The 26,247-nt window shown below is 68.5% G+C and carries 28 protein-coding genes; 15 read left to right on the top strand and 13 right to left on the bottom strand.

Translation table 11 applies throughout. The annotated features are described in order from the left end of the window. Positions 1 to 31 precede the first annotated feature (31 nt). From V5F74_RS21035 to V5F74_RS21000, 8 genes are all read left to right on the top strand, one after another. Positions 32 to 1,075: a lysylphosphatidylglycerol synthase domain-containing protein gene (locus V5F74_RS21035; RefSeq protein ID WP_029556179.1), complete on the top strand. Its 1,044-nt coding sequence runs from the start codon at positions 32 to 34 to the stop codon at positions 1,073 to 1,075. A gap of 143 nt (positions 1,076 to 1,218) precedes the next feature. Further along, positions 1,219 to 1,623, top strand: coding sequence for a DUF1398 domain-containing protein (locus V5F74_RS21030; protein ID WP_394009905.1), 405 nt, complete (start codon positions 1,219 to 1,221; stop codon positions 1,621 to 1,623). A gap of 128 nt (positions 1,624 to 1,751) precedes the next feature. Next, on the top strand, positions 1,752 to 2,228 hold the full coding sequence (locus tag V5F74_RS21025; protein WP_029556177.1) for a tellurite resistance TerB family protein: 477 nt from the start codon (positions 1,752 to 1,754) through the stop codon (positions 2,226 to 2,228). Positions 2,229 to 2,239: 11 nt separating this feature from the next. After that, positions 2,240 to 2,989 (top strand): glutamine amidotransferase, encoded by a 750-nt coding sequence (locus V5F74_RS21020; protein ID WP_394009904.1) that lies wholly within the window; start codon positions 2,240 to 2,242, stop codon positions 2,987 to 2,989. A gap of 165 nt (positions 2,990 to 3,154) precedes the next feature. Continuing rightward, complete coding sequence (locus V5F74_RS21015) at positions 3,155 to 4,078, top strand: sugar phosphate isomerase/epimerase family protein (protein ID WP_394009903.1); 924 nt, start codon at positions 3,155 to 3,157, stop codon at positions 4,076 to 4,078. Between the two features lie 139 nt (positions 4,079 to 4,217). After that, positions 4,218 to 5,927 carry an FMN-binding glutamate synthase family protein gene (locus tag V5F74_RS21010; protein ID WP_394009902.1) on the top strand — a complete coding sequence of 570 codons (1,710 nt, stop codon included), beginning with the start codon at positions 4,218 to 4,220 and terminating at the stop codon, positions 5,925 to 5,927. 143 nt (positions 5,928 to 6,070) lie between these two features. Then, entirely contained in the window at positions 6,071 to 6,496 is a 426-nt protein-coding gene (locus V5F74_RS21005) for an Hsp20 family protein (protein WP_024276707.1), read from the top strand. A 43-nt stretch (positions 6,497 to 6,539) separates the two neighbouring features. After that, the gene (locus V5F74_RS21000) at positions 6,540 to 6,806 is read left to right on the top strand and encodes a BQ00720 family protein (protein ID WP_024276708.1); all 267 of its coding nucleotides are present in this window, start codon (positions 6,540 to 6,542) and stop codon (positions 6,804 to 6,806) included. An 83-nt stretch (positions 6,807 to 6,889) separates the two neighbouring features. Here the strand turns inward: V5F74_RS21000 and ptsN are convergent, their stop codons facing one another. The 4 genes from ptsN to V5F74_RS20980 form a co-directional block, all read right to left on the bottom strand. After that, positions 6,890 to 7,354, bottom strand: a complete 465-nt coding sequence (gene ptsN / locus V5F74_RS20995; protein WP_029556172.1) for a PTS IIA-like nitrogen regulatory protein PtsN — start codon at positions 7,352 to 7,354, stop codon at positions 6,890 to 6,892. 397 nt (positions 7,355 to 7,751) lie between these two features. After that, a complete protein-coding gene (gene hpf, locus V5F74_RS20990; RefSeq protein WP_250165387.1) occupies positions 7,752 to 8,336 on the bottom strand; it encodes a ribosome hibernation-promoting factor, HPF/YfiA family in 585 nt (194 codons plus the stop codon). A 177-nt stretch (positions 8,337 to 8,513) separates the two neighbouring features. Continuing rightward, positions 8,514 to 9,065 (bottom strand): cytochrome b, encoded by a 552-nt coding sequence (locus V5F74_RS20985; protein WP_029556170.1) that lies wholly within the window; start codon positions 9,063 to 9,065, stop codon positions 8,514 to 8,516. Beyond that, positions 9,022 to 9,837 (bottom strand): RibD family protein, encoded by an 816-nt coding sequence (locus V5F74_RS20980; RefSeq protein WP_394009901.1) that lies wholly within the window; start codon positions 9,835 to 9,837, stop codon positions 9,022 to 9,024. Before V5F74_RS20980 ends, V5F74_RS20985 begins: the two co-directional genes overlap by 44 nt. Before the next feature lie 129 nt (positions 9,838 to 9,966). Between V5F74_RS20980 and ribA the strand changes: the two genes are divergently transcribed. Both ribA and V5F74_RS20970 read left to right on the top strand, forming a co-directional pair. Continuing rightward, positions 9,967 to 11,079, top strand: coding sequence for a GTP cyclohydrolase II RibA (ribA, locus tag V5F74_RS20975; RefSeq protein WP_394009900.1), 1,113 nt, complete (start codon positions 9,967 to 9,969; stop codon positions 11,077 to 11,079). A gap of 84 nt (positions 11,080 to 11,163) precedes the next feature. Next, positions 11,164 to 11,919 carry an SDR family oxidoreductase gene (locus V5F74_RS20970; protein WP_029556167.1) on the top strand — a complete coding sequence of 252 codons (756 nt, stop codon included), beginning with the start codon at positions 11,164 to 11,166 and terminating at the stop codon, positions 11,917 to 11,919. 88 nt (positions 11,920 to 12,007) lie between these two features. On the opposite strand, the gene V5F74_RS20965 is transcribed toward V5F74_RS20970, so the two are convergent. Further along, a complete protein-coding gene (locus V5F74_RS20965; protein WP_029556166.1) occupies positions 12,008 to 12,793 on the bottom strand; it encodes a Bax inhibitor-1/YccA family protein in 786 nt (261 codons plus the stop codon). A gap of 318 nt (positions 12,794 to 13,111) precedes the next feature. Here V5F74_RS20965 and V5F74_RS20960 point away from each other — a divergent pair, with 318 nt between their 5' ends. Further along, positions 13,112 to 13,894 carry a hypothetical protein gene (locus V5F74_RS20960; protein WP_029556165.1) on the top strand — a complete coding sequence of 261 codons (783 nt, stop codon included), beginning with the start codon at positions 13,112 to 13,114 and terminating at the stop codon, positions 13,892 to 13,894. Here V5F74_RS20960 and V5F74_RS20955 read toward each other — a convergent pair. Continuing rightward, positions 13,882 to 14,808 carry a DMT family transporter gene (locus tag V5F74_RS20955; RefSeq protein ID WP_051678876.1) on the bottom strand — a complete coding sequence of 309 codons (927 nt, stop codon included), beginning with the start codon at positions 14,806 to 14,808 and terminating at the stop codon, positions 13,882 to 13,884. The genes V5F74_RS20960 and V5F74_RS20955 overlap by 13 nt on opposite strands. 96 nt (positions 14,809 to 14,904) lie before the next feature. On the opposite strand from V5F74_RS20955, the gene V5F74_RS20950 reads away from it, so the two are divergent. Next, positions 14,905 to 15,762 carry a LysR family transcriptional regulator gene (locus V5F74_RS20950; protein ID WP_029556164.1) on the top strand — a complete coding sequence of 286 codons (858 nt, stop codon included), beginning with the start codon at positions 14,905 to 14,907 and terminating at the stop codon, positions 15,760 to 15,762. Between the two features lie 9 nt (positions 15,763 to 15,771). Here V5F74_RS20950 and V5F74_RS20945 read toward each other — a convergent pair whose 3' ends face one another. The 4 genes from V5F74_RS20945 to V5F74_RS20930 all read right to left on the bottom strand — a co-directional run bounded on the left by V5F74_RS20945 (position 15,772) and on the right by V5F74_RS20930 (position 19,827). Further along, positions 15,772 to 16,713, bottom strand: coding sequence for a glucokinase (locus tag V5F74_RS20945; protein ID WP_024276719.1), 942 nt, complete (start codon positions 16,711 to 16,713; stop codon positions 15,772 to 15,774). Between the two features lie 121 nt (positions 16,714 to 16,834). Then, the gene (locus V5F74_RS20940; protein WP_029556162.1) at positions 16,835 to 18,325 is read right to left on the bottom strand and encodes a tripartite tricarboxylate transporter permease; all 1,491 of its coding nucleotides are present in this window, start codon (positions 18,323 to 18,325) and stop codon (positions 16,835 to 16,837) included. After that, positions 18,322 to 18,789: a tripartite tricarboxylate transporter TctB family protein gene (locus tag V5F74_RS20935; RefSeq protein WP_029556161.1), complete on the bottom strand. Its 468-nt coding sequence runs from the start codon at positions 18,787 to 18,789 to the stop codon at positions 18,322 to 18,324. Before V5F74_RS20935 ends, V5F74_RS20940 begins: the two co-directional genes overlap by 4 nt. 63 nt (positions 18,790 to 18,852) lie before the next feature. Next, positions 18,853 to 19,827 (bottom strand): tripartite tricarboxylate transporter substrate binding protein, encoded by a 975-nt coding sequence (locus V5F74_RS20930; protein ID WP_029556160.1) that lies wholly within the window; start codon positions 19,825 to 19,827, stop codon positions 18,853 to 18,855. Positions 19,828 to 20,142: 315 nt separating this feature from the next. Here V5F74_RS20930 and V5F74_RS20925 point away from each other — a divergent pair, with 315 nt between their 5' ends. Genes V5F74_RS20925 through V5F74_RS20915 form a run of 3 tightly spaced genes read left to right on the top strand, consistent with a single transcriptional unit; the run spans position 20,143 to position 22,745 of the window. Beyond that, positions 20,143 to 20,856, top strand: coding sequence for a Tim44/TimA family putative adaptor protein (locus V5F74_RS20925; RefSeq protein ID WP_197024095.1), 714 nt, complete (start codon positions 20,143 to 20,145; stop codon positions 20,854 to 20,856). A gap of 3 nt (positions 20,857 to 20,859) precedes the next feature. After that, positions 20,860 to 22,155 carry a murein transglycosylase A gene (mltA, locus tag V5F74_RS20920; protein ID WP_374252861.1) on the top strand — a complete coding sequence of 432 codons (1,296 nt, stop codon included), beginning with the start codon at positions 20,860 to 20,862 and terminating at the stop codon, positions 22,153 to 22,155. After that, positions 22,152 to 22,745, top strand: coding sequence for a Smr/MutS family protein (locus tag V5F74_RS20915; RefSeq protein ID WP_374252859.1), 594 nt, complete (start codon positions 22,152 to 22,154; stop codon positions 22,743 to 22,745). Before mltA ends, V5F74_RS20915 begins: the two co-directional genes overlap by 4 nt. A gap of 11 nt (positions 22,746 to 22,756) precedes the next feature. Here V5F74_RS20915 and pdeM read toward each other — a convergent pair whose 3' ends face one another. The 3 genes from pdeM to V5F74_RS20900 form a co-directional block, all read right to left on the bottom strand. After that, positions 22,757 to 23,458: a ligase-associated DNA damage response endonuclease PdeM gene (gene pdeM, locus V5F74_RS20910; protein ID WP_394009899.1), complete on the bottom strand. Its 702-nt coding sequence runs from the start codon at positions 23,456 to 23,458 to the stop codon at positions 22,757 to 22,759. A gap of 67 nt (positions 23,459 to 23,525) precedes the next feature. Continuing rightward, on the bottom strand, positions 23,526 to 23,987 hold the full coding sequence (locus V5F74_RS20905; protein WP_394009898.1) for an NUDIX hydrolase: 462 nt from the start codon (positions 23,985 to 23,987) through the stop codon (positions 23,526 to 23,528). Beyond that, positions 23,984 to 26,164 carry a primosomal protein N' gene (locus V5F74_RS20900; RefSeq protein WP_394009897.1) on the bottom strand — a complete coding sequence of 727 codons (2,181 nt, stop codon included), beginning with the start codon at positions 26,162 to 26,164 and terminating at the stop codon, positions 23,984 to 23,986. The genes V5F74_RS20905 and V5F74_RS20900 overlap by 4 nt, the downstream gene beginning before the upstream one ends. Positions 26,165 to 26,247: the final 83 nt, after the last annotated feature.

Genomic DNA, 26,247 nt, shown 5'->3' with positions numbered 1-26,247 from the left:
GGTCGTCGCGGGCGGGGGGAACGGTGACGATATGGGTACGCGCACTCTGGCGGTGAGAGTATCGACGTTCTTCAAGGAGCGGGTGGGTCTGCACGGCCTCGGCTTCATCCTGAGCCTGATCGTGATCGCCTTCGCGGCGACCGTGCTCTACCGGATGCTGCACAACCTCAAGTGGTCGGACGTGCTCGACGCCCTGCGCGAGAAGAACCCGCGCGACGTCGCCATCGCCTTCTTCCTGGTGGCCGGCGCCTATCTGACGCTCACCTTCTATGACTGGTTCGCCCTGCGCACCATCGGCAAGGACCACGTGCCCTATCGCGTCGCGGCGCTGTCCGGCTTCTGCTCCTATTCGGTGGGGCACAATGTGGGCTTCACCGTCTTCACCGGCGGCTCGGTGCGCTACCGCATCTATTCGGCCTGGGGGCTCGGCGCCATTGATGTGGCGAAGATCTGCTTCGTGGCCGGCCTCACCTTCTGGCTCGGCAACATCGCCGTGCTCGGCCTCGGCATCACGCTGCACCCCGAGGCGGCCACCGCCGTGGACCAGCTGCCGCCCTTCATCAACCGGCTCATCGGCGTCGCGGCCCTGAGCGCGCTGGTGGCCTACATCACCTGGGTGTCGCTGGCGCCGCGCACCATCGGCCGCTCCACCTGGTTCGTCACGCTGCCGCGCGGCCGCACCACGCTGCTGCAGGTGGGCATCGGCATCCTCGACCTCAGCCTGTGCGCCGCCGCCATGTACATGCTGATGCCGGCGTCGCCCTATATCGACCCCATCAGCCTGTCGGTCATCTTCGTCACCGCCACCCTGCTGGGCTTCGCCAGCCACGCGCCGGGCGGGCTCGGGGTGTTCGATGCGGCGCTCCTCGTCGCCCTGCCGCAGTTCGACAAGGCGGAGCTTCTGGGCGCGCTGCTGGTGTTCCGGCTGTTCTACTACATCGTGCCCTTCGCCTTCGCCTTGACCCTGCTCGGCGCCCGCGAACTCAGCCTGCGCATCGCCGGCAAGGAGCAGGCGGCGGCCGAGAAGGCCGAGGCCAAGGCCCGCGCGGCGGCGTCCAAAACGCCGGCGGAATAAGACCCCGCGGAATAAGGTTTCCTCGGAACACGGCTCCGGCGCGACGGCGGCGGAGCGGGAAACGCCGGAGCGCCTGTTGCGGCAGGTCGCCGGGCACGGCAGCATGACGGCCCACCCCTTCGAGTGAGCCTTGGGGCGAAGCCATGATCGACGACCAGAAGGCCGTTGCCCGCGCCTGCCTTGCCGCCGCGGAGGGCGACACCATGATCTTCCCGGAGATCGTGGGCGCGCTCATCGCCGCCGGCTTCGAGAGCTATGCGGTGGATCTGCGCCGCGCCACCGCCACCTATTATCTGCCCGACGGCGACAGCCTGGAGCTGCCCTCCCACCGTGTCGCGACGGACATCGCGCCCGCCTTCGACATCGGCCGCCTTAAGGCCGCGATCCGCGAGGCGCAGCAGCAGGTGCCGGGCTACACCTATCGCGGCTTCTGCGAGACGGCGGCGGCGGCCGGCTGCGCCGGCTACATCGTCTCCTTCCCCGGCCGCCGCGCCCTCTATTTCGGCCGGACCGCGGAGACACATGTGGAGCTGTTTCCGGGCTCTTGAGGGGCGTCCTCCGGATCGGGTCCGTCTTCCTCCCTTGCACCGCCGCAGCCGTCATGGCACAGGCGAAAGGAGCCCGAGCCCCAAGCCCCGCCCCGAGCCCCAAGCCCCGAGCCCCAGGACCCAGAGGCATGTTCCGCACCCTCTCCGACTTCATCTCCGACATCACCGGAGGCCACCGCGAGGCCGCCGCCTTCGACGAGACCGACTATCGCCTCGCCGCCGCGGCGCTGCTGGTGCATGTCATGTCCATCGACGGGGCGGTGACGCCGGAAGAGCGGGCGGTGCTCAAGACCATCCTCGCCGGCCGCTTCGCCCTCGACGAGGTCGAGACCGAGCAGCTGGTGGAGCTGGCCATCGCCAAGGACGCCGAGGCGGTGGACCTCTACGCCTTCACCAGCGTGCTCAACCGGGCGCTGGACGAGGAAGGGCGCCTGCGCATCGTCGAGATGATGTTCGAGGTGGCCTATGCGGACGGCGGCCTCTCCGAGTTCGAGGACAATCTCGTCTGGCGCGCCGCCGAGCTTCTGAACGTCGGCTCCCGCGACCGCATCCGCATCCGCCGCGAGGTGCGCGAGGAGACCGAAGGCGGCGACACGCCGGCCTGAGGGGGCGCGTCGTGGCCGCACCGGAAGACGACCCGCGCACCCTTTTGGTGGTGCTCCATCAGGAGCGCTCCACGCCCGGCCGCGTGGGCGAGCGCCTGAAGGCGCGCGGGTTCGCGCTGGACGTGCGCCGTCCGGCGCTGGGCGATCCCCTACCGGACACCTTCGCGCACCACGCCGGCCTCCTCGTCTTCGGCGGCCCCATGAGCGCCAATGACGACAGCGACTTCATCCGCGCCGAGACCCGGCTGATGGAGCGGGCGCTGGCCGCGGACCTCCCCACCCTCGGCATCTGCCTCGGCGCGCAGATCCTCGCCCGGGCGCTGGGCGGACAGGTGGCGCCCCACGCCGAGGGCATCTGCGAGATGGGCTATTACCCGCTCCGCGCCACCGCGGCCGGCGCTGCCTTGATGCCCTGGCCGGGCCATGTCTACCACTGGCACACCGAAGGCTTCGACGTGCCTGCCGGCGCCGAGCTGCTCGCCACCGGCACCGTCTTCCCCAACCAGGCCTTCCGGGCGGGGGCCGCCTGGGGCGTCCAGTTCCATCCCGAGGTGACGCGGGAGATGATGGTGACCTGGATCGAGCGCGGCGCCCACCGCTTCAGCCGGAAGGGCGCCCAGCCGGGGGAGGCCCATCTCGCCGGATGGGCGCTCCACGACGGCGCGGTGGTGAGCTGGCTCGATGCCTTCCTCGCCACCATCTTCGCCACGGAGGAAGAGGACGGGCGCGCGATCGCGCTCGACGAGAATGGTGGTATCTGAGGGGGTGTTAGGGGCTGACAGTGCCTGATGGCACCGATACCCCACCTGAATCGATGCTGAACCCCGCCGATTCTTCTGTACAGTTCGATCAGCCGGCCGGCTGTCACAGGCGTCTCATTTCTCTTCGCTAGCCTGAGGCGAAAAATCCCCGAGGGAGCATCGCCCATGGACGCGCGCACGCCTTTTCCCGCCATCCGGGGCATCGGATATTCCATCCGAACCACGTCGCCGGACTTCGACGACCTGCCCGCCGCCCTCGATGAGGCCGAGCGCCAGGGCGTTGATTTCGTTGAGCTTCCCGTCTTCGCCTGGACGCTGGTGGTGGACGGCCGGGTGCTGCAGGACCGCCTCGATCGTCTCGTCGCCGCCACCCGCGACCGCCCCTTCGGCTACACCGTGCACGGGCCGCTCGCCATCAATCTCATGTCCCCGAAGGAGCGCCTCCCCCGTCACGAGGCCTTCCTGGACGCCATGATCGCCATAGCCGGCGCACTTTCCGCCCCCCACCTCGTCCTCCACTCCGGCTGCGTCCGGGGGGACGATGATGTGGCGATGGCCTATGAGCGGCAGCGCAACGCCTTGCTCAAGGCCGGCGACAAGGCCGGCGTGGCGGGCGTAACCCTTTGCGTGGAAAACATCTTCCGCTACGAGACCATGCGCGAGACGGCGCTGCCCTCGCGCCTCGCAGGAGAGCTGGACGCCATCGATCATCCCCACGTCCGCGCCACCCTGGACGTGAGCCACGCCCTCCTGCGGTCCACCGACGCCCGGGTGGATTTCGCCGCCGAAATCGCCGCTCTGGCCCCCTATGCCCGCCACGTCCATGTCCACGAAAGCTTTGGCAGGCCTCAGGAAAGCTGGGCCATCGACGATGCCGAGCGGGCCGGCCTCGGCGAAGGCGATCTGCATCTGCCGCTGGGCTGGGGCGGCATCGACTGGGACCTCGTCGCCCGCCGCTGCGCCTTCCCGGCCGGCACCATCGTCAATCTGGAGCTGAACCGCCGCTACTGGCGCGAGCTGCCTGACCAGATCGTGCGCCTGCGCGCCCTCGCCGACAGCTTCGCCAGCCACGCCGACGCCCCGGCCTGAGACGCGTGCGGTGCGGCGGACGGTGGACCGCCAATGCCGCACCGCACATTCATGCCTTTGATTCGACGCGTCTTTTTTATCGCGCCGGTGCTCCCCTCCGGCGCCAAATCGACTAGCTTGGCGGCGAAGGAGACTGCCCATGCCCGTCGCCCCCCAGCCCGAATACAAGTCCGCCCCCCAGCCCGAAGGCGGTGCGGATGGCCTGTTCATGTCCTCCAGCGCCCGCGGGTTGCTGCGGCGATGGAGCGTGTTCATCGCCGTGACGGTGATCGCGCTCGTCAGCCTCCTGCTCTCCTTCACTTCCCACCAGGCGTGGCTGATCGTCTTCTGCGTGCTCTTTCCCCTTGTTCTGGTTGGGATTTTCGACGTCACACAGTCCGAGCACTCGCTCCTGCGCAACTACCCGGTGATCGGCTCGGTGCGCTGGATCTTCGAGGCGATGCGCCCTTATCTCCGGCAGTATCTGATGGAGGACGACCAGTCCGAGCGGCCCTACAACCGCGAGGATCGGTCCATCATCTACGCCCGGGCCAAGAACGAGGAAGACCGCCAGCCCTTCGGCACCGAGCTCGACACCTATGCGGCCGAGTATGAGTGGATGACCCACTCCCTCGCCCCCGCGCCGGTGGCGCACGAGCCGTTCCGGGTGACGGTGGGCGGCAGCGCCTGCGCAAAGCCTTATTCCGCTTCAGTTCTCAATGTCTCCGCCATGAGCTTCGGCTCGCTGGGACGCAACGCCATCGAGGCGCTGAACCTCGGGGCGAAGACCGCCGGCTGCTATCACGACACGGGCGAGGGCGGACTGTCGCCCTATCACCGCATCCACGGCGGCGACATCGTGTGGGAGCTGGGCTCCGGCTATTTCGGCGCCCGCAACCGCGATGGCACCTTCTCGCCCGAGCGCTTCGCCGAGCGCGCGACCGACCCCCAGGTGAAGATGGTGGAGATCAAGCTCTCCCAAGGCGCCAAGCCGGGTCACGGCGGCGTGCTGCCGGCCGCCAAGGTGACGCCGGAGATCGCCGAGATCCGGGGAATCCCGCTGGGCGAGGACTGCATCTCGCCGTCGCGTCATTCCGCCTTTTCGACGCCGGCGCAGATGATGGAATTCGTCGCGCAATTGCGGGAGCTGTCCGGCGGCAAGCCGGTGGGCATCAAGCTCTGCGTCGGCCATCCCAGCGAGGTGTTCGCCCTCGCCAAGGCCATGGTGAAGACGGGCATCCAGCCCGATTTCGTCGTGGTGGACGGGGCGGAGGGCGGCACCGGCGCCGCGCCGCACGAGCTCGCGGACCATCTGGGCATGCCGCTGCGCGAAGGGCTCATTCTGATGCGCAACGCACTGGTGGGCACCGGGCTCCGGCAGAATGTGCGCCTCGCCGCCTCAGGCAAGGTCACATCCGGCTTCTCCATGGCGGCGAACATGGCCATCGGTGCCGACTGGTGCAACGCGGCCCGCGCCTTCATGTTCTCGCTCGGCTGCGTCATGTCCATGCGCTGCCATACCGGCACCTGCCCGACGGGCGTCACCACCAACGATCCTCACCTGCAACGCGGCCTCGTCGTGGACGAGAAGGCGGAGCGGGTGGCGAGCTTCCACCGGCATACGGTGCACGCGCTGGCGGAACTGATCGCGGCGGCGGGGCTGGAGCATCCCGGCGACCTCTTGCCCCATCACGTCTGGCACCGGGTGAGCCCCATCGAGGTCAAGGCGCTCGACCGCATCTACACCTTCCTTGAGGCGGGTTCCCTTCTGGATGCGCCGGACGAGACACCCTATGCCGCCGAGTGGCATGCGGCCGACGCCGACAGCTTCGCCCCGCGCCAGACCGTGGGCCCGCGCCGCGCCGCCTGAGTCCGCCCGCGGCATCGAGCCTTGCGGGGGGATGGGGTGCCCCCCATATGCACCCTTGTCGGGATGCCGAGAGGGTCCCGGCGGGCATGGCCGGATAGGTGCATGCCCGGCAATGCAAAGTCGCTTGACGAGGACTTTGGCTGATGTCGCGGATGTCTTCCCTGTCGTCCCCCTTTCTTCTGGGGTTCGACGAGGTCGAGCGGGCGCTCGACCGGGTGGCCAAGAGCGCGGACGGGTATCCTCCCTACAATGTGGAGAGGATCGAAGCCGCCGGTGAGCCGCTGCGCCTCAGGATCACCCTGGCGGTGGCGGGCTTCACGGCGGAGCAGCTTGAGGTCGTGCTGGAGGAAAAGGAGCTGACCATTCGGGGCCGTCAGGTCGAGGATGGACAGGGCCGGACTTTCCTGCACCGGGGGATCGCCGCCCGGCAGTTCCAGCGCACCTTCGTGCTCGCTGAAGGCATGAATGTGCTGGGTGCCGAATTGAAGCACGGCCTCCTGTCCGTGGATCTGGTTCGCCCCGAGCCGGCCCGCCACGCCAAGCGAATCGACATCGTCTCCCGCTCCTGAAGGGGAGAGGTGCCGGATTTGCCAGGAGTAGAGGAGTAGATTGATGACCCACGATACCGAACACGAAGTCCTGGCGGACATCACCCCGGAGGCTCTGGCTGTCCTGGGCGGCGGCGAAATCGCCTACGTGCGTAGCATCAAGTCGGAGGACGTGCCGTCCCTGTTCCCGCAGGCGCCGGAGATCGCGCCCGGCATGACTTTGTTCACGCTGCACGCAGCCGATGGCACGCCCATCATGCTGACAGACAGCCGCGAGGCCGCGCTGGCCAATGCCATGCAGCACGAGCTGGTGACCGTCAGCGTGCACTGACGGCGGAGGACCGGCCAACGGGCAAAGGTTCTAATTTTCCCGCCGGGTCGGCAACGACCCGGCTTTTTTGTTGCCGCCCGTGCTCAGGCGGCGTTTGAGGCCGAGGTGGCGGTCAGCAGTGCGTGCATCGCGCCAGCATCGCGCGTGGCCCGGAGCTTTTCCACAACATCGGGGTCTCGCAGCATTCGGGCAACCCGTGCCAACGCCTTGAGGTGATCCGCGCCGGCGGCTTCAGGGGCCAGAAGCAGGAACACGAGGTCCACCGGCGCGCCGTCCAGCGATTCGAAATCGATGGGCTTCTCCAGCCGCGCGAACAGGCCGAACAGCTTGGTGAGACCCGGGAGCTTGCCGTGCGGAATGGCGATGCCGTTGCCGACGCCGGTCGAGCCCAGGCGCTCGCGCTGCAGCAGCGTATCGAAGATGTCCCGCTGGTCGCGGCCCATCAGCAGGGCCGCATGGTGGGAGAGTTCCTGCAGGGCCTGTTTCTTGCTGCTCGCCCGCAGCATCGGAAACACTGCGTCCGGGGCAAGGAGGTCGGCGAGCGGCATCGATCAGGTCCCTGGGGCGAGCGGCCGAGGCTCGGTAAAGCGGCGGACGCAAGGAACGGATCAAAGGCGGCGGCGCCCCCAAAGCGCCGATGCATTGCTCCGTCCCCATTCAAAACGCGGGAGGGTTGTCCCTCCCGGAGGTCTTCATGCGGCCTCCATCTAGCGTTAACCAGCCTCCGGCTCAAGCCGGGGCGGTATGCGCAGAGATTCGTTGGTGCGGGTCGGCGCTGTTCCGAAGCGTCCCGGCCCGCCCGCTTGGCAAGGCTCCGGCACGGCTTTCAGCATCTGCCCCCCGGCATTGCCATGACCCGAGAGGGCACCGTTCCCGCCCGGGCTCGACTTCCAAGATCTTCGGCGCGCATCGGGGAGCCTGCGAGCAGGCCCCCCGCGCGTGGTTCTAGTGCAATTCCTCGGAGCCCGGGTCGATCCACCCCACGTGGCCGTCGGGCCGGCGGTAGACGACGCTGACCCGGCCATGGCCGGCGTGGCGGAAGACGACGACGGGAGCACCGGTGATGTCGAGCTCCACGACGGCATCCGCCACCGAGAGCGTGCGCAGGCGCGTCACCTGCTCCGCCACCACGGTCGGGCTCCAGCCGACGAGTTCTTCCTCGGTCTCGGTTTCGGGCGCAGCGCTGAGGATGTAGCTCTGGGCGGCATGATCGACACCATTGCCGTTGCCATGTCCGTGACGATCCTTGAGGCGCTGCTTGTAGCGGCGGAGGCGCTTCTCGATCTTCTCGACCGCCACGTCGGCGCAGGCATTCGGGTCCTGCGCATTACCGTGCGCCTGAAGGTTCACGCCCGAATCAAGATGAAGCATGCATTCGGAGCGGTAGCCGGAGCCGTCCCTGGTGACGGTCACGTGCCCTGACCATCCACCGTCGAAGTATTTTTCGAGGACTTCCGAGACCCGCTCGGTCAAACGCTGGCGAAGAGCTTCGCCGACGTCGAGATTCTTTCCGGACACGCGTAGGGCCATGCGATTTGATCCCCTATGAACGGTCCCGCGAGGGACCGTCTCATGCATTGCAAACCGGCCGGCTATCTAAAGAGGTAGGAGTGCTTCGCCGGCATGTCAACGGAAACAGCGGCCGGAAACCGAACGGTTTTTTGGGATCGCCAATCGTTAACGGAACGCGGCGCCTCAGCTCCTCGATCAGCGCGACAGGCCCGGCCACATGCGCGAGAGCACGCCGTCGCGCAGGATGACGCCATGCCAAAGGCCCGCCCCCGCGTGCATGATCACCAGCGCGGTCATGACGAAGCCGAGCCGCGCGTGCCAGTCGCCGAAGAGATCGGCGAGGGCGTCGTTCTTGGCAATGATGTTGGGCAGCGTGAACAGCCCGAAGATGCTCACCGCGCTGCCGAAGGCGTTGGAGGCCAGCCACCCGAGCACGGGCATGACGAAGATCAGCACATAGAGCGCGTAATGCACCGTATTGGCGACGATCCAGAGTGCCTTCGGCATGCCCTCGGGCGGGGCAGGAGGCGGATTGAGGATGCGAATCAGCACGCGGATCACCGCGAGGCAGAGGATGGTGAAGCCGATGGAGCGGTGGAGATCGAACAGCCGGTCCTGCGTGGGGCCGGAATCCATGTTCATCATGGCAAATCCCAGCGGGATCACGAGGATCACCAGGACCGCCATGATCCAGTGGATACGCCTAGCCGGCGGCGCGTAGGGCTCGGGATGAGACGTGCTGTTCATCGGGGGGATTGGCCTCCACTGGCGAAGGCGCGTCCCGCGAACCGGCACCGCGGGCGCTCTCCCGCAGATCGCACCGGAACAGGACGTCGCCATCGGCGAATACATGCACCTGCGCCTTCGGGCGCAGCGCGTGAGCCAGAGTGTCGCATGCCTTGCGGGACAAGCCGATGCGGCCGGCTCCCAGGATGACCGGGGACACGAAAACGTGAAGCTGGTCCACGAGGTCGGCTTCGAGGAAGGCTGAGAGGGTGGTGGGACCTCCCTCCACGAGGATGCGCCTGAATCCGTGTTGCACAAGGGACTGAAGGACTGCGGACGGATCGAAGGCGGGAGCGTCGTCCATGGGCACTACTTCGACGCCGTCCGGCAGCGGAGGGGCAACGACACTCCGCCGCCGAACCACGAGCCGGCGCACGCCATCCTCGGCGAAACAGCGCGCATTTGGATCGACACGGCCCGACGGATCGATCACCACCCGCGCCGGACTCACACCGGCGATGCGGCGCACCGTCAGCAGCGGATCGTCCGCGCAGACCGTTCCCACCCCCACCACCACAGCGTCAACGGAGGCCCGCAACGCGTGCAGGTGGTCGAGGGCATGGGGACCGTTGATGTATTTCGACTCGCCCGATGTGGTGGCGATGCGCCCGTCCAGCGATTGGCCGAGCTGGGCGATGACGTGCGGGCGCGGATTTGCCGCCGCTTCCTGGTCCTGCACCGGATATCCACTCACTCGCTTGTGCGACCGGAGCCGCAGGGTCGTGTCATCCATCGGTCCTCGCCCGGCGTAAGCAGACAGTTCGATCAGGAACGCGTCATCATGCCGTTTGTTACGCTCCTGCCGATACGACAGATCGTTCGCGCCGTCGGCTGGTCGCGTTTCCCGCTGTGAGAGGTCAAAATGGCGTCCATCGTTGAAGGTCTTGGGTTTGCGCCGGACGCGGGGCGGCTTTCCGTGGAGCGCGCCATTGCCGAGGTCCGGTCCGCTCGCGCCGTTGTGATCGCGGCGGGTGACGTCCGTTTGGTGGTCGTGGCGGCGGAGGCGTTTGACGCGACGATGGCCGGAGTGCTCGAGGGCGCTGGCGCCGGCGATGCCAGCCTCGTGCTGGCGGCCCCGCGGTTGAATCGGTTGGGATCGCCTCGTGCCCAGGCGGGCGCGGTTGCCCTTCCGCATCTCGATATCGCCCGAGTGACGAGTCTGGCGCTCAAGCCCGAGACGCGGCTCGACGCGCCGGTCGCCCCGGCGACGCCGGCCCAAGTCGCGGCCCTGGAACTGCTCGCGCTCGCTTTGGTTTTGCCGGCGGCGGTGGTCTGCTCGGTACCGGAGGGGATGGCTGCCGGGCTGGTGACGGTGGAGGCGCACGACATCATGGCCTTCCGGGCCGCAGAGGTTGCGCGGCTCACCATTGTCGGGCGCGCGCCGGTGCCGCTCGAAGGTGCTCCGGAAACCGAGTTCGTCGTCTTTCGCGGTGGCGATGGACTGCGCGACCAGGTGGCGATCATCGTCGGCCGTCCGGACCTGTCGCGGGCGGTGGCGGTGCGGCTGCATTCCGCGTGCCTGACCGGCGATCTCTTCGGCTCGCTGAAGTGCGATTGCGGAGATCAGCTGCGCGACACGGTGCGACGGATGGCGCAAGGCGAGGGCGGCATCCTGCTCTATCTGGACCAGGAGGGCCGCGGGAACGGCATCTCCAACAAGATGCGCGCCTATGCCCTGCAGGCACAGGGCTTTGACACCTACGATGCGGACGCTGCGCTCGGCTTCGACCTCGATCAGCGCCGGTTCGATTTCGCCGCCGCCATGCTCCGCCAGCTCGGCGTGTCCGCGGTTCGGGTGTTCACCAACAACCCGCAGAAGATCGAGGCGCTGAACGCGGCCGGGCTGGAGGTGGTTGCCGACCAGCGGGTGCTCGGCCGCCCGACGGCGGAAAATGTCCGCTATCTCGCCTCCAAGCGCGACCGCGCGGGCCACTACATCGATTTCGAGGCCCTCGCCGCCCGCGCGCCGGACTGAGATTGGCGCCTACCATCCGATCTGCCTTGTCGACGAGCTTCGAAACGATTTAGAACCGCCCGGCAAAAAGGCGGGAGGAAGCAAATGAGCAAGGCAGGACGAAAGGTCGCCATCGTGACCGGAGCCGGCTCGGGTGTCGGTCGGGCGGTGGCCGTGGGGTTGGCCGAAGCGGGCTATGCGGTGGCCCTCGCCGGACGCAGGCTGGATGCTCTGGAAGAGACCGTGGCGGCTCTCGGCGATGCGCCGAGCCTCGCCGTCCCGACCGATGTGACCGATCCGGATGCCGTGCGCGCCCTGTTCGCGGCGACTGTCGAGACGTTCGGGCGCCTCGACCTTCTGTTCAACAACGCTGGCACCGGCGCCCCGGCGATCCCGCTGGAGGATCTCACCTTTGCCCAGTGGCAGCAGGTGGTTTCCACGAACCTCACCGGCCCCTTCCTGTGTACCCAGGAGGCGTTCCGGGTGATGAAGGCGCAGGAGCCGCGCGGCGGGCGGATCATCAACAACGGTTCCATCTCGGCGACGGCACCCCGGCCGTTCTCGGCGCCCTACACCTCCACGAAGCACGCCATCACCGGGCTCACCAAGTCCACGTCGCTGGACGGGCGCGCCTACGACATCGCCTGTGGCCAGATCGACATCGGCAATGCCGACACGCCCATGGCGCAGAAGATGAAGGCGGGCGTGCCCCAGGCGGACCTTTCCATCAAGGTGGAGCCGGTGATGGATGTCGCCCATGTGGCGAGCGCGGTGGTCTACATGGCGAGCCTGCCGCTGGACGCCAACGTGCAGTTCATGACGGTGATGGCCACCAAGATGCCCTTCATCGGCCGCGGCTGACCCGTCGTCCGATCTCCGCGCTCAAGAAAAAGGCCCCGGCAATGCCGGGGCCTTCCTGTTTCGGGCGAGCCCCCGAGGGGGCGTCGCGTCAGTTGTTGCGGTTGCCGAAAAGCTGCAACAGCATCATGAACATGTTGATGAAGTCCAGGTAGAGCGCGAGCGCGCCCATGATGGCCTTCTTCCCCGCGACGGCGACATCGTCGCCAGCGAAGTACATTTCCTTGATGCGCTGCGTGTCGTAGGCGGTGAGGCCCGCGAAAACCAGCACGCCGACCACGGACACGATGAACTGAAGCATCGTGGAGCCGAGGAAGATGTTCACCAGCGAGGCGATGATGATGCCGAACAGGCCCATCATCAGGAAGGAACCCATGCCGGACAGGTCACGCTTCGTGGTGTAGCCGTAGAGGCTCAGCGCACCGAACGAGGCGGCGGTGATGAAGAACACCCGCACGACGCTCTCGTGGGTGTACACGAGGAAGATCGTCGAGAGCGAGATGCCCACCAGCGCCGCATAGACCCAGAAGGTCAGCTGGGCGGCCGATACGCTCATGCGCTCGATGCGGAAGCTCAGGAAGAAGACCGCCGCGAGGGGGGCCAGCATCACCACCCACTTCAGCGGGCTCACGAACAGCGCGTAGCCGAACTGCGTCAGCATGATGCCGCCCGCGATCCGGCCCGCGGCGGACGCGGGATCGGTGGTCACCGACAGCATGTAGATGCCGAGCGCAGCAGCACCCGTGATGGCGAGGCCGAGCGCCATATAGTTGTACACGCTGAGCATGTACGTGCGCAGCCCCTGGTCGATCGCGGCCTGCGAGCGTGCCACCGACGGGTTGAAACGCCCGGCGACGTTGCGATCATAATCGGACATCGTCGTTCCCCTTGAAGAAATCTCAAACGTCCAAGACCGGCCGAGGCCGCGCCTGTACGTTCGCCGTCAATATGGTGGGTTCGCGTTGGGGCGGCAAGACAAGGCTGGATGAAATTTACGCAAGGTCACTTTACGTCAGGCGTGCCCTTACGCGGCGTTAAGGTATAGTTTCAACCCGCATGGGGTCAGGGCATGCGGATGGGGGATTATCTCAAGCACCGGATCACGGCCGGGCGGGCATGTCTTGCCGCCGGCGGACTGGCGTGCGGAAAAATCCACTTCGGCAAATCGGTTTGCGATTGGTCCGGGTTCGGCCCCGTGCTCATCGCCTCGATCCTCCTCGCCGTTCCCGCGCCGGCGCTTGCTGGCGCCTGGACGCAGGAGGAGGGGCACGGGCAGGTGATCCTGCAAAGCTCGGCGGCCTATTCCGCGACCGAGTTCGGCCCGTCCTACGATCTCTATGCCAGCCGTCCCTACGACAAGGTGGAGGTCACCCTCGTCTTCGAGTATGGCGCGACCGACTGGCTGACGCTGATCGCGGCGCCGCAATTCCTCTATGTCTCGTTCGGCGAGCCGTCGCCCTCGTCCTATACCGGGCCGGGCTATCAGGACGTGGGCGCGCGCATGCGCTTGTGGCGGGACGAGGCGAGCGTGGTCTCGGCGCAGGTCGTCGGACGCTTTCCGGGCACGGGCAATTCTGAGAGCGCCGCAGCGGTGGGCTATGAGGACCCAGAGCTCGATCTCCGTCTGCTCTACGGCTTGTCTTTCACCATGTTCGGAAAGGCTGCCTTCCTCGATGTCCAGCTGGCCCAGCGCATGCGCTTCGGTCCGCCGCCGGACGAACTGCATCTCGATGTCACGCTGGGCTGGCGCGTCGCGGAGCGCTGGCAGCTGCTTGCCCAGTCGTTCAACGTGATCTCGGAGGGGGCGGGCACGGGGCCGTACTTCGGCGACTCCTATGAGTATTACAAGTTGCAGTTCGGGGCGGCCTACGATCTCTCGGCGGCCGTCACCGTGCAGTTGTCCGTGGTCAGCACCGTTTTCGCCCGCAACGCGCCGCAGGAGAACGGCCTGGTACTCGCCGTCTATTACCGTTTCTGAGCCGATGGCGTTGTCGTCACGAGGCGGATGCCGAGGGCGATCGGCACGATGCCGACGAGGTCGAGCGGCGGCACCGGTTCGCCCAGCAGCAGCCATCCGAACATCAGCCCGAGCGGCGGCATCAGGAAGTGCAGGGCGCTCGCGCGGGTGGCGCTGGTGCGGCCGAGGATGAAGAACCACAGGCTGAACGCTCCGACCGAGCCCGCCAGCGTGAGCCAGGCGAAGGAGAGGCCGAGCGAGAGCGTGGGATGGATGGACGCCACGTCCTCCCGCCACAGCGCCACCGGCAGCAGCGCGATCCCGCCCGCCAAAGACTGGATGCCGCTGCCGACGAACAGGGAGGCAGAGGTGCGCACCTTCTTGAACATGAGCGTCGCGGCGGTGAGTGCCATCAGGGCCCCGACCACATAGGCGGTGCCGAGCGGATCCTCATGCCCCGAGACGATGCGCGAGCGCACCACGATGGCCACGCCGATCATGCCCAGAACGAGCCCGAGCAGTTTGCGGCCCGTCAGCCGCTCCCCCAACAGCACCGCCGCGCCGAGCGCCGTCAGCAGCGGGTTGGCGGAGACGAGGACGGCCGTGAAGCCCGCCGACACATGGGTCATGCCCACGTAGCTCAGGCCCAGATAGACCGCGTTGTTGAGGATGCCCATCGCCGCGAGCGCCGCGATATCGCGCATGTTCAGGCGGCGGAAATGGGAGGCGGGCAGGAACAGCACGCAGCCGACGAGCACAAGCAGCCCGGCCGCAAGGAAGCGCCCGGAGAGGAGCAGCAAGGGCGGACAATCCGCCAGCGCCACCTTGGCGACCGCAAAGGCCGAGCTCCAGATGATGCAGAACGCTGCGATGAAGACGGGCAGCAGCGCGTCTGTCCGGCGCGAGGCGACGAGGGGAAGGGGCGTGGCGGTCATGACATCTCCTGAACCGCAGAGAAGCACGCCGAGGCAACATTGAAAAATTGAATGATTTGATGTTGGCTAGTGGAAATTCAAATGTCAGGTGCTGCCATGTTGGACATGGATCTTCTCAAGGCGTTCGTCAGCGTGGTGGATGCAGGCGGCTTCACCCGTGCGGGAGAGCGCGTCCATCGCACCCAATCCACCGTGAGCCAGCAGGTGCGGCGGCTGGAGGATCAGCTCGGCCACCAGCTTTTGAACCGCGACGCCCGTGGCGTCAGCCTGACGGCCGAAGGCGAGCGCCTGCTCGGCTATGCCCGGCGGATCCTCGCGCTTGGTGCGGAGGCGCGCGCGGCCCTGTCGGGTGTGGCGCCGGCGCGGGTGGTGCGGCTCGGCATTCCGGACGATTTCGCCCTGGCCGCCCTGACCTCCGTGGTGGCCGAGTTCGCACGCAGCCGGCCCGCGGTGCGTCTCGCGGTGGAGTGCGGGCTGAGCTGCGATCTCGATGCCGGCTTCGCCCGCGGCGAGCTAGACGTGGTGCTGCTGAAGCGCGAGCCGGGGGCCGGCCCCGCGGTGGAGGCCTGGCCGGAGCGGCTGGTATGGGTCTGCGGGGCGGGCTTCGAGCCGGACGAGGCGGTGGTGAGCCTCGCGGCCTTCCGGCAGGGCTGCCTCTACCGCAACCGGGCCGTCCACGCCCTGGAAAAGGCCGGTCGTTCCTGGCGCGTGGCCTATGAATGCCCGAGCCTGATCGGCATCGAGGCGGCGCTTGCGGGCGGGCTGGGGGTGACGGTCCTGAGCGATCTCGCGCTCAACCCGAAGCTCCGGGAATTGCGCACATCGGACCTTTGGCCGGCGATCCCGCCGACGGAACTCGCGCTACGGGCTGCGAGCGACGCGTGTTCCGCCTCGCGGGAGCTTGCCGGCCTAATCGCCGCCTTCTGCGGCCGGGAGGCCCGCGCCGCAGCCTGAGCGGTTGGGTCAGCACTCCACCAGCAGGCGGCGGCCGATCTCGCCGATGCCCACGAGGCCGGGGGTCGCGTGCATCACCACATGGATGGGGATCTGCGCGAGGCGGTCGTGATAGGGCGGGTGCTCCTCGAACGCGGTGCGGAACGGGCTCTCGGCGAAAAGATGCGCCATGGCCCGACCCACGCCGCCGCCCACATAGACGCCGCCCTTGGCATCCACGGCGAGCGCGAGGTCGCCCAGCACCCGGCCGAGCAGGCGCAGGAAGATGTGGCAGCTTTCCTTTTCCTGCCGCTGGCCGTCCAGCGCCGCCTTGATGATGGCGTGGGAGGACAGGCTCTCGCCGGAGAGGATGCGGTGCAGGCGCACAAGTCCGGGACCGGAGAGCACGTGCTCCACCGACACCGGGCCGAGGTCGCGCACCAGATGGGCGACGATGCGGGCTTCGTCGGTCGTCACCGCGCCGAGACGCATGTGCCCGGCCTCGCTGGCCAGCACCTCGTAGCCGGCCTCGCGCGGCAGGATGAGGGCGGTGCCGAGCCCGGTTCCGGGGCCGGACAGCAGCATGGGCGCGCCGGCGACCGCACGGCCGGTGCCCACCTCCAGCAAATCGTCGCGGGTGAGCAGCGGCAGCCCGTGGGCGAACGCCTCGAAATCGTTGAGCACCGAGAGCCGGCGAAAGGAGAGATCGGCCGCGAGCTTCTCGGTCGAGAAGCGCCAGTTGCGGTTGGTCAGCCGCACGTCGTCGCCGTCGATGGGGCCGGCGACCGCCAGTGCCCCGCAGCTCGGGGCCTCCCCGCTCACGGACGCGAGGTAGGTGCCCAGCAGATCCTCGAGCGAGGCATAGGAATCGTTGGCTTCGAGCCGGACATCGAACGGGATGCCGTCGGCACCGGCCCGGGCGACCCGGGTGGTTGTACCGCCGATATCCGCAAGCAGGACTGTGGGAGCCATTGGAGAGTCCGATGATGGAGAGCTTCTACTGCGCCAAGCGTGGCCGCGACGCAAGCGTGCCGGCTTCGCCTTTGCCGGCAGGACCTCAAGCCCGGCGGAGCCGATGCGGTTCCCCGATGCCTCAGGCCACGGACGCGCGCCGTCGCTTTAGCGCCCCCCAGATGGGCAGGCAGAAGATCAGCAGCGTCAGCACGCCGAGCCCGCCCGCGATGGGTCGCTCGAAGAAGGCGAGGAGGTTTCCGTCCGCCTTGATCATGGAGGTGACGAAGCTCTCCTCCAGCATCTTGCCGAGCACGATGCCCAGCACGCACGGGGCAATGGGGATGTCGTGCTCCTCCATGAGGAAGCCGAGCACGCCGAACACCAGCATCAGCACCACGCCATAGGCCGAGTTGTTCACCGCATAGGCACCGACGATGCAGAACAGCAGGATGAGCGGGATGAGAATGCGCCGGGGGAAACGCAGCAGGGCGGTTCCCGCCTTCAGCGCGGCGAGGCCGAGCGGGATCATCGCGAGGTTGGCGATGATGAAGATGATGAAGACCGCGTAGATGGATTCCGGGTTGTTCAGGAACAGCGTCGGACCCGGATTGAGGCCCTTGAGATAGAGCACTCCGATGACGATGGCGGTGATGCTGTCTCCCGGAATGCCGAACACCAGCGCCGGCACCCAGGCGCCGGCCAGGGCCGCATTGTTGGCGGATGTGCTCTCGATGATGCCTTCCACATGGCCGGTGCCGAACTTTTCCGGTGTCTTCGAGAACTTCCGGCTCATGGCGTAGGACACCCAGGCGGCGATGTCCGCGCCGGCTCCCGGCAGGATGCCGATGGCGGTGCCCGTGATGTTGCCGCGGATCTGCTGCGGCCAGTATTTCACTATGAGGTGGCCCCAGCCTTTCAGCGGATTGCCGAGGGAGGTCTGACGCACCGACCAGTCGGGCGCGCCGGCCGCCATGGTGCGGATCACTTCCGACATGGCGAACAGGCCGATCATGGCCGGGATGAAGTCCACCCCGCCGAGCAGGTTGGAATTGCCGAAGGTGAAGCGCGGTACCCCGGCCGGATTGTCGATGCCGATCTGCGACACGAACAGCCCGAGGAACAGCGACACCAGCCCCTTCACCGGCGAGCCCGAGCCGATGAAGATGGCGCAGGCCAGCCCCATCAGCGCCAGCCAGAAATATTCGAACGACGAGAAGCCCAGCGCGATCTCCGCGAGCAGCGGCGCGGAGACGATGAGGATGGCCGTGCCGAACAGGCCGCCCAGCGCCGAGAACAGCACGTTGGCACCGAGCGCCACTTCCGCCTCACCCTTGCGGGTCATGGCGTAGCACTCGTCGGAATAGGCGGCCGAGGCCGGCGTGCCGGGCATGCGCATCAGCGTTGCCGGGATGTCGCCGGCGAAGATCGCCATGGCCGAGCAGGAGATCATGGCGCCCACGGCGGGGATGGGGTCCATGAAGAAGGTGATCGGGACGAGGAGGGCGATGGCCATCGTCGCCGTCAGGCCCGGTATGGCGCCGACCACGAGGCCGAAGGCCGACGCGACGAGGATGGTGAGCATCACGTCCCAGCGCAGGACGAGGTCGAGGCCGGCGAGCACGGCGTTCATGGCAGGAAGCCTTCCACGAGGCCGCGCGGTAGCGGGACGCGCAGGAACATGTTGAAGGAGAGGTAGGTGAAGAGGGCCGTCGCCAGTGCAATTCCGATCGCCTGCGCCACCGGCACCCGCACCACCAGGAAAAGGCCGGTCAGGACCACGGTCGCCGTGGCGACGAAGCCGATGAGCGGCGTCAGCACGATATAGGCGAGGACAAGCGCGATCGTCGCCGCCGCCCTGAAGCTGGCGCCGGGCGTGCGCACCCATGTGGTCTGCGCGAGCGGGAAGGGGCCGGCGCGAACCGAGCCCACCGTCAGGATGAAGCCGCAGGCGGCAAGGCCTGCGGCCGTCAGAACGGGGAAGACATCCGCGCCGTAGGCCTGCCCCGGAATGGGTGGCAGCCCGGATGCGGCCGAGAACAAGACGGCGGCCCCCGCGAGCAGCAGCAGGCCGAGGATCAGGTCACTGAAGCGCATGATGCGGCTCCGGCGTCGCAGGGAGGAAGCGGCGGTCCGGGCCGCCGCGTTCAGGAGCCGTCGCTATTTGGCGAGGCCGACTTCCTTCATGACGGCGCCGAGGGAGGCATCCGCCTTGGCCATGAACTCGGCGAAGCCGGGGCCGTCCGCATAGCGCCCGCCGAACCCGCGATTGGTGAGGAACTCCTGATATTCCTTGCTGTCGTAGACCTTCTTGAGGGCCGCCTGGAGCTTGTCCGAGGCCGCCTTGTCGAGGCCCTTGGGGGCGGCGAAGCCGCGCCATGCGCCGATGGTCCAGCTGCTGCCGGTGGCTTCCTTCAGGGTGGGAATATCGGGCATCAGCTTGGAGCGTTCGCTCGCCATGATGGCGAGGCTCTTCACGCGCTTGGCGTCGATGAGCGAGCGCGCCTCGGGGATGGAGCAGGTGACGACCTGCACGCCGCCCGCCACGAGGTCCTGCAGTCCGGGCGCCGCGCCGTTGGAGGGCACCCACGGCACGCTCTTCGGATCGAGCTTCAGGGACGAGAGCATGCCGGCAAGGGCGAGGTGCCAGATGCCGCCCTGACCGGTGCCGGAGGCCTTGAACTTGCCGGGGTTGGCCTTGATGTCGGCGATCAGGTCGTCGAGCGTCTTGTAGGAGGCGTCCGTACGCACCTGCACGCCGGCGGGGTCCTCGTTCATGAGGGCGAGGGGGGTGTAGGAGGCGCCGGTAAGTTGGGTCAGGCCCTGCCAGTGCATCATCCCGATCTCGACGGTGATGATGCCGATGGTGTAGCCGTCCGGGGCCGCATCGGCGATGGCCTGATGACCCACCACGCCCTGCCCGCCGGTGCGATTCACCACCGCGATGGGCTGCCCCAGATCCTTCTCAAGAAGAGAGGCGACGATGCGCGCGACCGCATCGGTTCCGCCGCCGGCGTTCCACGGCACGATGAGCGTGATGGGGCGGTCGGGGTAGGCCGCCGTCGCGGCGTTCGGTGCAAGGGCGGCAATAGACGATACGGCGAGGGCGAGCCCCGCCATCAGAAACCGGCGCATGGTGTCTCTCTCCCAGACATTCGGCTTCTTTGGCCGAAATCTAATCGTTTTGAATGACCGTAGGTCAGTGCCTCCCTGAGGTCAAGGTGATGACAGCCTCCGCGATCTGCCGGCGGGAGGTGGCGCATGCGGCCCCGGTGGCTTAAGCTTCCTTGGAAAATGTGAGCTTCTGAGGCGCAGGGGCTGGCGATACGTCAGCTTCGACGTACATAAGCTGATGGGCAGGAAGCGCACGCGGCGGGGCGCGCGCAACCGGTCGAGGCAACCCGGCGGGCCGAAGATCGGCGCGCCCGAGAGGCATGGCGAAGCGCAGTGCTGGACATCTACACGATCATCTTCCTGGCCCTTGCGGTCTTCATCTTCGTCCGGCTGCGCAGCGTTCTGGGGCAGAGGACGGGGCGTGAGCGCCCGCCTTATGATCCCTATTCTCGCGATACCGCACGTCCGCCGCAGCCGGCCCCCGAGGGCAAGGTGGTGACGCTGCCCGAGCGCAACGGACCGCCGCCCGGCGCCGCAGGCCCGGCCGAGGTCGAGGCGCCGGCCTTCCGCTGGGAGGGTGTTGCGGCGGAAGGATCTGCCACCGCCACCGCACTCGACGAGATCGCCCGTATCGAGCCGGACTTCGACGCCAAGCACTTCCTGACCGGCGCCCGCGCAGCCTACGAGATGATCGTCACCGCCTTCGCCACGGGGGACCGTCGCCAGCTCAAGGATCTGCTCGCCAAGGACGTCTATGACGGCTTCGTCTCCGCCATTGCCGACCGCGAGAGCCGCAAGGAGACGATGGAATCGCGCTTCGTCTCCATCGAATCGGCGGACCTGCAAGACGTCACCGTGCGCGGGACCAATGCGCAGCTGACCGTTCGGTTTGTGTCGAAGCTCATTTCCGTCACCCGCGGCCCGGACGGCTCGGTGGTGGATGGCAGCCCGGACACGGTGGCCGATGTGACCGACGTGTGGACCTTCGCCCGCGATCTCGGCACGCGGGACCCCAACTGGAAGCTGGTGGCGACGGAAGCCGCCCAGTAGCCCATGGCACAGGCGCGCGCCGTCACAGCCGGCGTGCGGCGCTTCGCTCCTGGCGTTGCCGCACGATGCGCGAGCCTCACCGGGATGGTGGTGGCGCTCTTCGCGGCCACCTCATCCTGCGTCGCCGCCCCGGCCTCCCGACCCATCCCAGCACCGGCCATGTCGCTCCAGCCCATCGTTCCCGTCGTGGCCGGCGCGCGGCTCGAGCCCGTCGCCTTCACGGACCTCGACGGCTGGATCGCCGACGACCACGCCGCGGCTTTCGCCACCTTCCGCGTCAGCTGTGCGGCTTTGAAGTCGCCGCCGAAAGATGTGGGGCCGGCCTCCGCGCCAACGCTCCGGCAGGGACTGCGCCACGCCTGCGCCGCGGCCGCGCGGCTTGGTCCGGACGCACCGTCGCCCCTTCTCGCCCGCCTGTTCTTCGAGGCCAATTTCCGCGCGTGGCGGGTGATCCCGGACGGCGGTTCAGGGGGCTACTATACCGGCTATTACGAGCCGGAGGTGGAGGGCGCGCTCCAGCCCGGCAACGGCTTCGATGTTCCAGTCTATGGACGTCCCGGTGATCTCGTCATGACCGGGCCCGGTGCCACGCCCAATTCCGGCTCCGCCTTCCGGCGGGAGGGCGACGCCCTCGTGCCGTATCACGATCGCGCCGCCATCGAGGATGGCGCCTTGGCGGGACGCGGGCTGGAGATTGTCTGGCTCAAGGATCCCGTTGATCTGTTCTTCATGCAGATCCAGGGCTCCGCCCGCGTGCGCCTCCCGGATGGCCGGATTCTTCGGCTGGGTTATGACGGCTTCAACGGCCAGCCCTATGTGGCGGTTGGGCGTCTCCTGGTCCAGCGGGGGCTGGTGCCGCGGGAAGAGATGTCCATGGCGCGCATCCGCGCCTTCATGGAGGCTGATCCCGCGGCGGGCCGCGCCTTGCGGCGGGAGAACCCGACCTTCACCTTCTTCAAGGCCCTGACGCTTGGTGCCGATGCGGGTGCCATGGGCGCGCAGGGCGTTTCGCTCACGGCGGGGCGCTCGCTGGCGGTGGATCGCAAGCTCCACACCTACGGCACGCCCATCTTCGTGGAGGCCGACCTGCCGCTCTCCGCTCCCGGCACGGCCGAGCCGTTCCGTCGGCTGATGATCGCGCAGGACACGGGGTCGGCCATCGTCGGGCCGGCGCGGGCGGACGTGTTCTTCGGTGCGGGCGATGCAGCGGGCGCGGTAGCGGGCCGCATCCGGCATTCGGGCAAGTTCACCATGCTGGTGCCGCGCTTCGCCAAGGTGGACTCCGGAGGCACGCCATGAGCCGCCGGGGCCGGCGCCGGATACTTGACGCGGAAGAGCGCGCGCTGTGGGACCATGTGGTGCGCTCGGTGAAGCGCCTGCGGCCTGAGAAGCCCGTTGTCGCGCCGCCTCTGGTCCCCGCCCCCGAGCCGCCCCCCGTCGTCGCGCCGACGCCCGAGTCGAAGGCGAAAGCGAAAGCCAAGGCCGGAACCCCGCCCAAGGTCGTCGCCCCCACGTCCCCGCCGCCCCCGCCTCTGGCTGCGCTGGAGCCGAAGACCCGCCGCCGCCTCACCCGCGGGGCTGAGGTGGATGCGCGCCTCGACCTGCACGGCCTCACCCAGGCGGCCGCCCATCGCCGCCTGCGCCTGTTCCTCATGGAGGCACAGGCGAGCGGCCATGCGCTGGTGCTGGTCATCACCGGCAAGGGCGATCCCGAGCGCCTGATGAGTTCGGGGCCGGCCTTCGGCGAGGGCCGGGGCGTGCTCAAGCGGGCGGTGCCGCTGTGGCTTGCCGAGCCGGACCTGCGGGCGGTGGTGGTGGGGTTTGAGTCCGCCGGACGCCGCCATGGCGGGGAGGGCGCGCTCTATGTCCGCATCCGCCGCCGGCGCTGAGCGTCCTTAATTCAGATACAGGCGGACGCGGGCATCCCATAGGTGCGCCCCGCCCCCAGCAGGTGGGCGGTAAAGCGCCGCGCCGGGAACAGCCGCGCGATGGCGGGATCGGCGACGCTCAGGCCGCCGGCATAGGCGCCGAACGCCGGCAGGATCATCCGGCTGCCATCGGTGACGAAGCAGCGCCGCCGCACGCCCCGTCCACGCGTCACCACCCGCGCCGCGGGGTGGAGATGACCGCACACCTCGCCCGGCGCCGGCCCCTCTTGCGGTTCGTGGCGGAAGAGCAGCGGGCCAAGGGCCAGCATGGCCGTACCCTCGCCGCCGAGGTCGTGGGGCAGGGGATCGTGGTTGCCGGCGATCCAGATGAAGGTGCGGCCGGTCTGGATGCGGCGGATCTCGTCGCGGAGCGGGTCGGTCATGCGCTCGCCGGCCCAGCGGTCGTGCAGGCTGTCGCCCAGCGCGATCACCATGCGCGGCTGGTGCAGGGCGACCACGGCCGAGAGGCGCTTCAACGTGTCCAGGGTGTCGTAGGGCGGCAGCATCTGGCCGCGCCGGGCGAAGGCGGAACCCTTCTCCAGGTGCAGGTCCGCCACCACCATCAGCCGCTCGTCCGGCCAGAGCAGGGCACCGGACGGGTCAAGCTCAAGCTCCGCACCGCGGAGGTCGATCCGCGCGAGGGAGAGGTCCGCTGATTCGGCGAGAGCGAGCATGGCGGCGGATTGTGCCCAACGGCGCGCGGCGAGCAAGCGGGACAGTGGCGCCGGCATCGACGCACCATCAGGGCCAGACGCCGGCCTCTGCGAGCATCACGAAAATATCCTCCGGCCACACCTGCTCCGCGAGAGAGGCCAGCGCATCCCGCGTCCACCAGGCGTGATGCACGAGCGTCTTGCGCTCATCGTCCGACCAGCCGGCCGACGAGACCATGAGGCCCGGTGCGCGCACGAGGAAATAGAACTCCCGCGAGCGCACCCGCTGCCCGTCCGGCATCGTGAACGAGACCTCGCGCTGGGCGACGGCCGGGCCGGGATGGGCAATGCGGAGGCCGGTTTCTTCCAGAAGCTCGCGGCAGGTGGCGGCCTCATAGGTCTCGCCCGGCTCCAGCCCGCCGCCGGGCGGTGCCCAGAAGACGTTTCCGGCCAGCGCGCCTTCGGCATAGGCGAAGCGGAACAGCAGCAGCCGGTCCTCCCCATCGAGCACGAGGATCCGGGCGGCGGGGCGGTCGATGGCGTTGCTCACAGGAAGCTCTGGGGGTCCACGTCGATGGCCACCTTGATGTTGCCCCTGATCTTCGGTGCCACGGCCCGCCATTCCCTGAGATAGGCCGGCAGGTCGAAGTTGCGCGGCGATCGCACCAGCAGGCGCCAGCGGTGGCGGCCGCGTAGCAGGGCGAGCGGCGCCTCCGCCGGGCCGAGGATGCGCACGTCGGGCAGGATGGGCGCGGAGGCGGCGAGGCGCCGGGCATGGCCTTCGGCCACATGGGCCTCGCTGGCGGAGACGATGAGCGCCGCCATGCGGCCGAAGGGGGGCAGGTGCGCCTCCTCGCGGGCGGCGATCTCCACGTCGTAAAAGGCGTCGCGATCGCCGGTCACGAGCGCGCGCATCACCGGATGCTCGGGCATGTGGGTCTGGATGAAGCCGCGCCCCTCCGCCTTGCCGCGCCCGGCACGCCCGGCCACCTGGTGCACCAGCTGGAACGTCCGCTCGGCGGCGCGCGGGTCGCCATGGCCGAGGCCCACGTCCGCATCCACCACGCCGACCAGCGCGAGGCCGGGGAAATTGTGGCCCTTGGCGACGAGCTGGGTGCCCACCACCACATCCACGTCGCCCTTCGCCACGGCATCGAGTTCGGCGCGCATCCGCTCCACCCCGCCGAGCAGGTCCGAGGAGAGGACGAGGGCGCGGGCATTGGGGAAGAGGGTCTGCACCTCCTCCTGCAGCCGCTCCACGCCGGGCCCGACCGGAACGAGGCTGTCCGGCGCGCCGCAGGCGGGGCATTTCTCCGGCACCGGCGCCTGATAGCCGCAATGGTGGCAGGTGAGGCGGCGGCGGAAGCGGTGCTCCACCAGCCAGGCGGTGCAGGAGGGGCAGCGCATCCGGTGGCCGCAGGAGCGGCACAACGTGAGCGGCGCATACCCCCGGCGGTTGAGGAAGAGCAGCGCCTGTTCGCCCGCCTCCAGCGTCGTGTTGATCTCGGCTTCCAGCCGCGGCGCGATCCAGCGGCCGCGCGGCGGGCCTTCCTTGCGCAGATCGATGGGGGAGAGGCCCGGCACCTTGGCGCCGCCGAAGCGCACGGGGAGGGCGAGTCGCCGATAGCGCCCGCGCCGGGCATTCACCTCGGTCTCGATGGAGGGCGTCGCCGAGGCCAGCACGATGGGCGCGGAGGCGAGGCGCGCCCGCACCACCGCCATGTCGCGCGCGTGGTAGCAGACGCCGTCCTCCTGCTTGTAGGCGGGGTCGTGCTCTTCATCGACGATGATGAGGCCGAGGTCGCGGAAGGGCAGGAACAAAGCGGAGCGTGCCCCCGCCACCACCTTCACCTGTCCCGAAGCGACCTCGTTCAGCACCTTGGCGCGGCGCCGGGTGGAGACGCCCGAGTGCCATTCCGCCGGCTTCACGCCGAAGCGCTCGGTGAAGCGATCGAGAAAGGCCTGGGTGAGGGCGATTTCCGGCAGCAGGATCAGCGCCTGCCGTCCGGCGCGGATCGCCTCAGCCACCGCTTCGAAATAGGTCTCCGTCTTGCCGGAGCCGGTCACGCCGTCGAGCAGGTGGACGGCGAACGTCTTGGCCTTCACCGCCGCGACCATGGCCGCCGCCGCCTCAGCCTGCGGTTGCGACAGTTCGGGCACCGCGTGGTCGGGATCGGGCGGGTAGGCGGCGGGCTCAGGCGGCAGCACCACGGCTTCCAGCGTGCCGTCATCTACCAGCCCGTCCACCACGGAGGGCGAGACGCCGGCCTCCCGCGCCGCTTCGGTCTTCCCGCGCACGAAGCCATCCGCGAGCGTATCCAGAAGCCGCGCACGGGCGGCTGTCATGCGCGCCGGCGCCGTGCCGGTGAGCCGTACGCCGACCCGTTCGCGCGCCGCACCGGGGCTTTCGCCGTGCCGCAGGGCCATGCGCAGCACCATGCCGCGCGGCGCCAGCGTGTAGTCGGCCATCCAGTCGATGAGCCCGATGAGGTCAGGCGGCAGCGGAACATAGTCCAGCTTCGCCTTGACCGCCTTGAGCTTGCTGGCCTCCACCGCCTTCCCACCCACGGCCTGCGCGCGCGGCCAGACCACGCCGATGACGCTCTTGGTGCCCAGCGGGACATGAACGAGGTCGCCGGGCGCTACCTCCATCCCCTCGGGCAGGAGGTAGGAATAGGCGGCGTCGAGGCCGAGGGGGAGCAGGACGTCGACGGTGCGCGGGCTCATGTTCGTCTTTTGGTCCGGCGCGCGGGAAAGGTCAAAGGGCGGGGTGGCTCTGACAGGGGATCGGAGGAGCCCAACCCATTTTC

The organism is Xanthobacter aminoxidans (assembly GCF_043193615.1).
Classification (GTDB): domain Bacteria; phylum Pseudomonadota; class Alphaproteobacteria; order Rhizobiales; family Xanthobacteraceae; genus Xanthobacter; species Xanthobacter aminoxidans.
This window is presented reverse-complemented; position numbering and strand designations above follow the sequence as displayed.

Bases quoted from the DNA above. Each gene is read 5' to 3' on its own strand.
- V5F74_RS21035 (WP_029556179.1), top strand. From the start codon at position 32: ATGGGTACGCGCACTCTGGCGGTGAGAGTATCGACGTTCTTCAAGGAG.
- V5F74_RS21030 (WP_394009905.1), top strand. From the start codon at position 1,219: ATGATCGACGACCAGAAGGCCGTTGCCCGCGCCTGCCTTGCCGCCGCG.
- V5F74_RS21025 (WP_029556177.1), top strand. From the start codon at position 1,752: ATGTTCCGCACCCTCTCCGACTTCATCTCCGACATCACCGGAGGCCAC.
- V5F74_RS21015 (WP_394009903.1), top strand. From the start codon at position 3,155: ATGGACGCGCGCACGCCTTTTCCCGCCATCCGGGGCATCGGATATTCC.
- V5F74_RS21010 (WP_394009902.1), top strand. From the start codon at position 4,218: ATGCCCGTCGCCCCCCAGCCCGAATACAAGTCCGCCCCCCAGCCCGAA.
- V5F74_RS21005 (WP_024276707.1), top strand. From the start codon at position 6,071: ATGTCGCGGATGTCTTCCCTGTCGTCCCCCTTTCTTCTGGGGTTCGAC.
- V5F74_RS21000 (WP_024276708.1), top strand. From the start codon at position 6,540: ATGACCCACGATACCGAACACGAAGTCCTGGCGGACATCACCCCGGAG.
- ptsN (WP_029556172.1), bottom strand. From the start codon at position 7,354: ATGCCGCTCGCCGACCTCCTTGCCCCGGACGCAGTGTTTCCGATGCTG.
- hpf (WP_250165387.1), bottom strand. From the start codon at position 8,336: ATGGCCCTACGCGTGTCCGGAAAGAATCTCGACGTCGGCGAAGCTCTT.
- V5F74_RS20985 (WP_029556170.1), bottom strand. From the start codon at position 9,065: ATGAACAGCACGTCTCATCCCGAGCCCTACGCGCCGCCGGCTAGGCGT.
- V5F74_RS20980 (WP_394009901.1), bottom strand. From the start codon at position 9,837: ATGGATGACACGACCCTGCGGCTCCGGTCGCACAAGCGAGTGAGTGGA.
- ribA (WP_394009900.1), top strand. From the start codon at position 9,967: ATGGCGTCCATCGTTGAAGGTCTTGGGTTTGCGCCGGACGCGGGGCGG.
- V5F74_RS20970 (WP_029556167.1), top strand. From the start codon at position 11,164: ATGAGCAAGGCAGGACGAAAGGTCGCCATCGTGACCGGAGCCGGCTCG.
- V5F74_RS20965 (WP_029556166.1), bottom strand. From the start codon at position 12,793: ATGTCCGATTATGATCGCAACGTCGCCGGGCGTTTCAACCCGTCGGTG.
- V5F74_RS20955 (WP_051678876.1), bottom strand. From the start codon at position 14,808: ATGACCGCCACGCCCCTTCCCCTCGTCGCCTCGCGCCGGACAGACGCG.
- V5F74_RS20950 (WP_029556164.1), top strand. From the start codon at position 14,905: ATGTTGGACATGGATCTTCTCAAGGCGTTCGTCAGCGTGGTGGATGCA.
- V5F74_RS20945 (WP_024276719.1), bottom strand. From the start codon at position 16,713: ATGGCTCCCACAGTCCTGCTTGCGGATATCGGCGGTACAACCACCCGG.
- V5F74_RS20940 (WP_029556162.1), bottom strand. From the start codon at position 18,325: ATGAACGCCGTGCTCGCCGGCCTCGACCTCGTCCTGCGCTGGGACGTG.
- V5F74_RS20935 (WP_029556161.1), bottom strand. From the start codon at position 18,789: ATGCGCTTCAGTGACCTGATCCTCGGCCTGCTGCTGCTCGCGGGGGCC.
- V5F74_RS20930 (WP_029556160.1), bottom strand. From the start codon at position 19,827: ATGCGCCGGTTTCTGATGGCGGGGCTCGCCCTCGCCGTATCGTCTATT.
- mltA (WP_374252861.1), top strand. From the start codon at position 20,860: ATGGCACAGGCGCGCGCCGTCACAGCCGGCGTGCGGCGCTTCGCTCCT.
- V5F74_RS20915 (WP_374252859.1), top strand. From the start codon at position 22,152: ATGAGCCGCCGGGGCCGGCGCCGGATACTTGACGCGGAAGAGCGCGCG.
- pdeM (WP_394009899.1), bottom strand. From the start codon at position 23,458: ATGCTCGCTCTCGCCGAATCAGCGGACCTCTCCCTCGCGCGGATCGAC.
- V5F74_RS20900 (WP_394009897.1), bottom strand. From the start codon at position 26,164: ATGAGCCCGCGCACCGTCGACGTCCTGCTCCCCCTCGGCCTCGACGCC.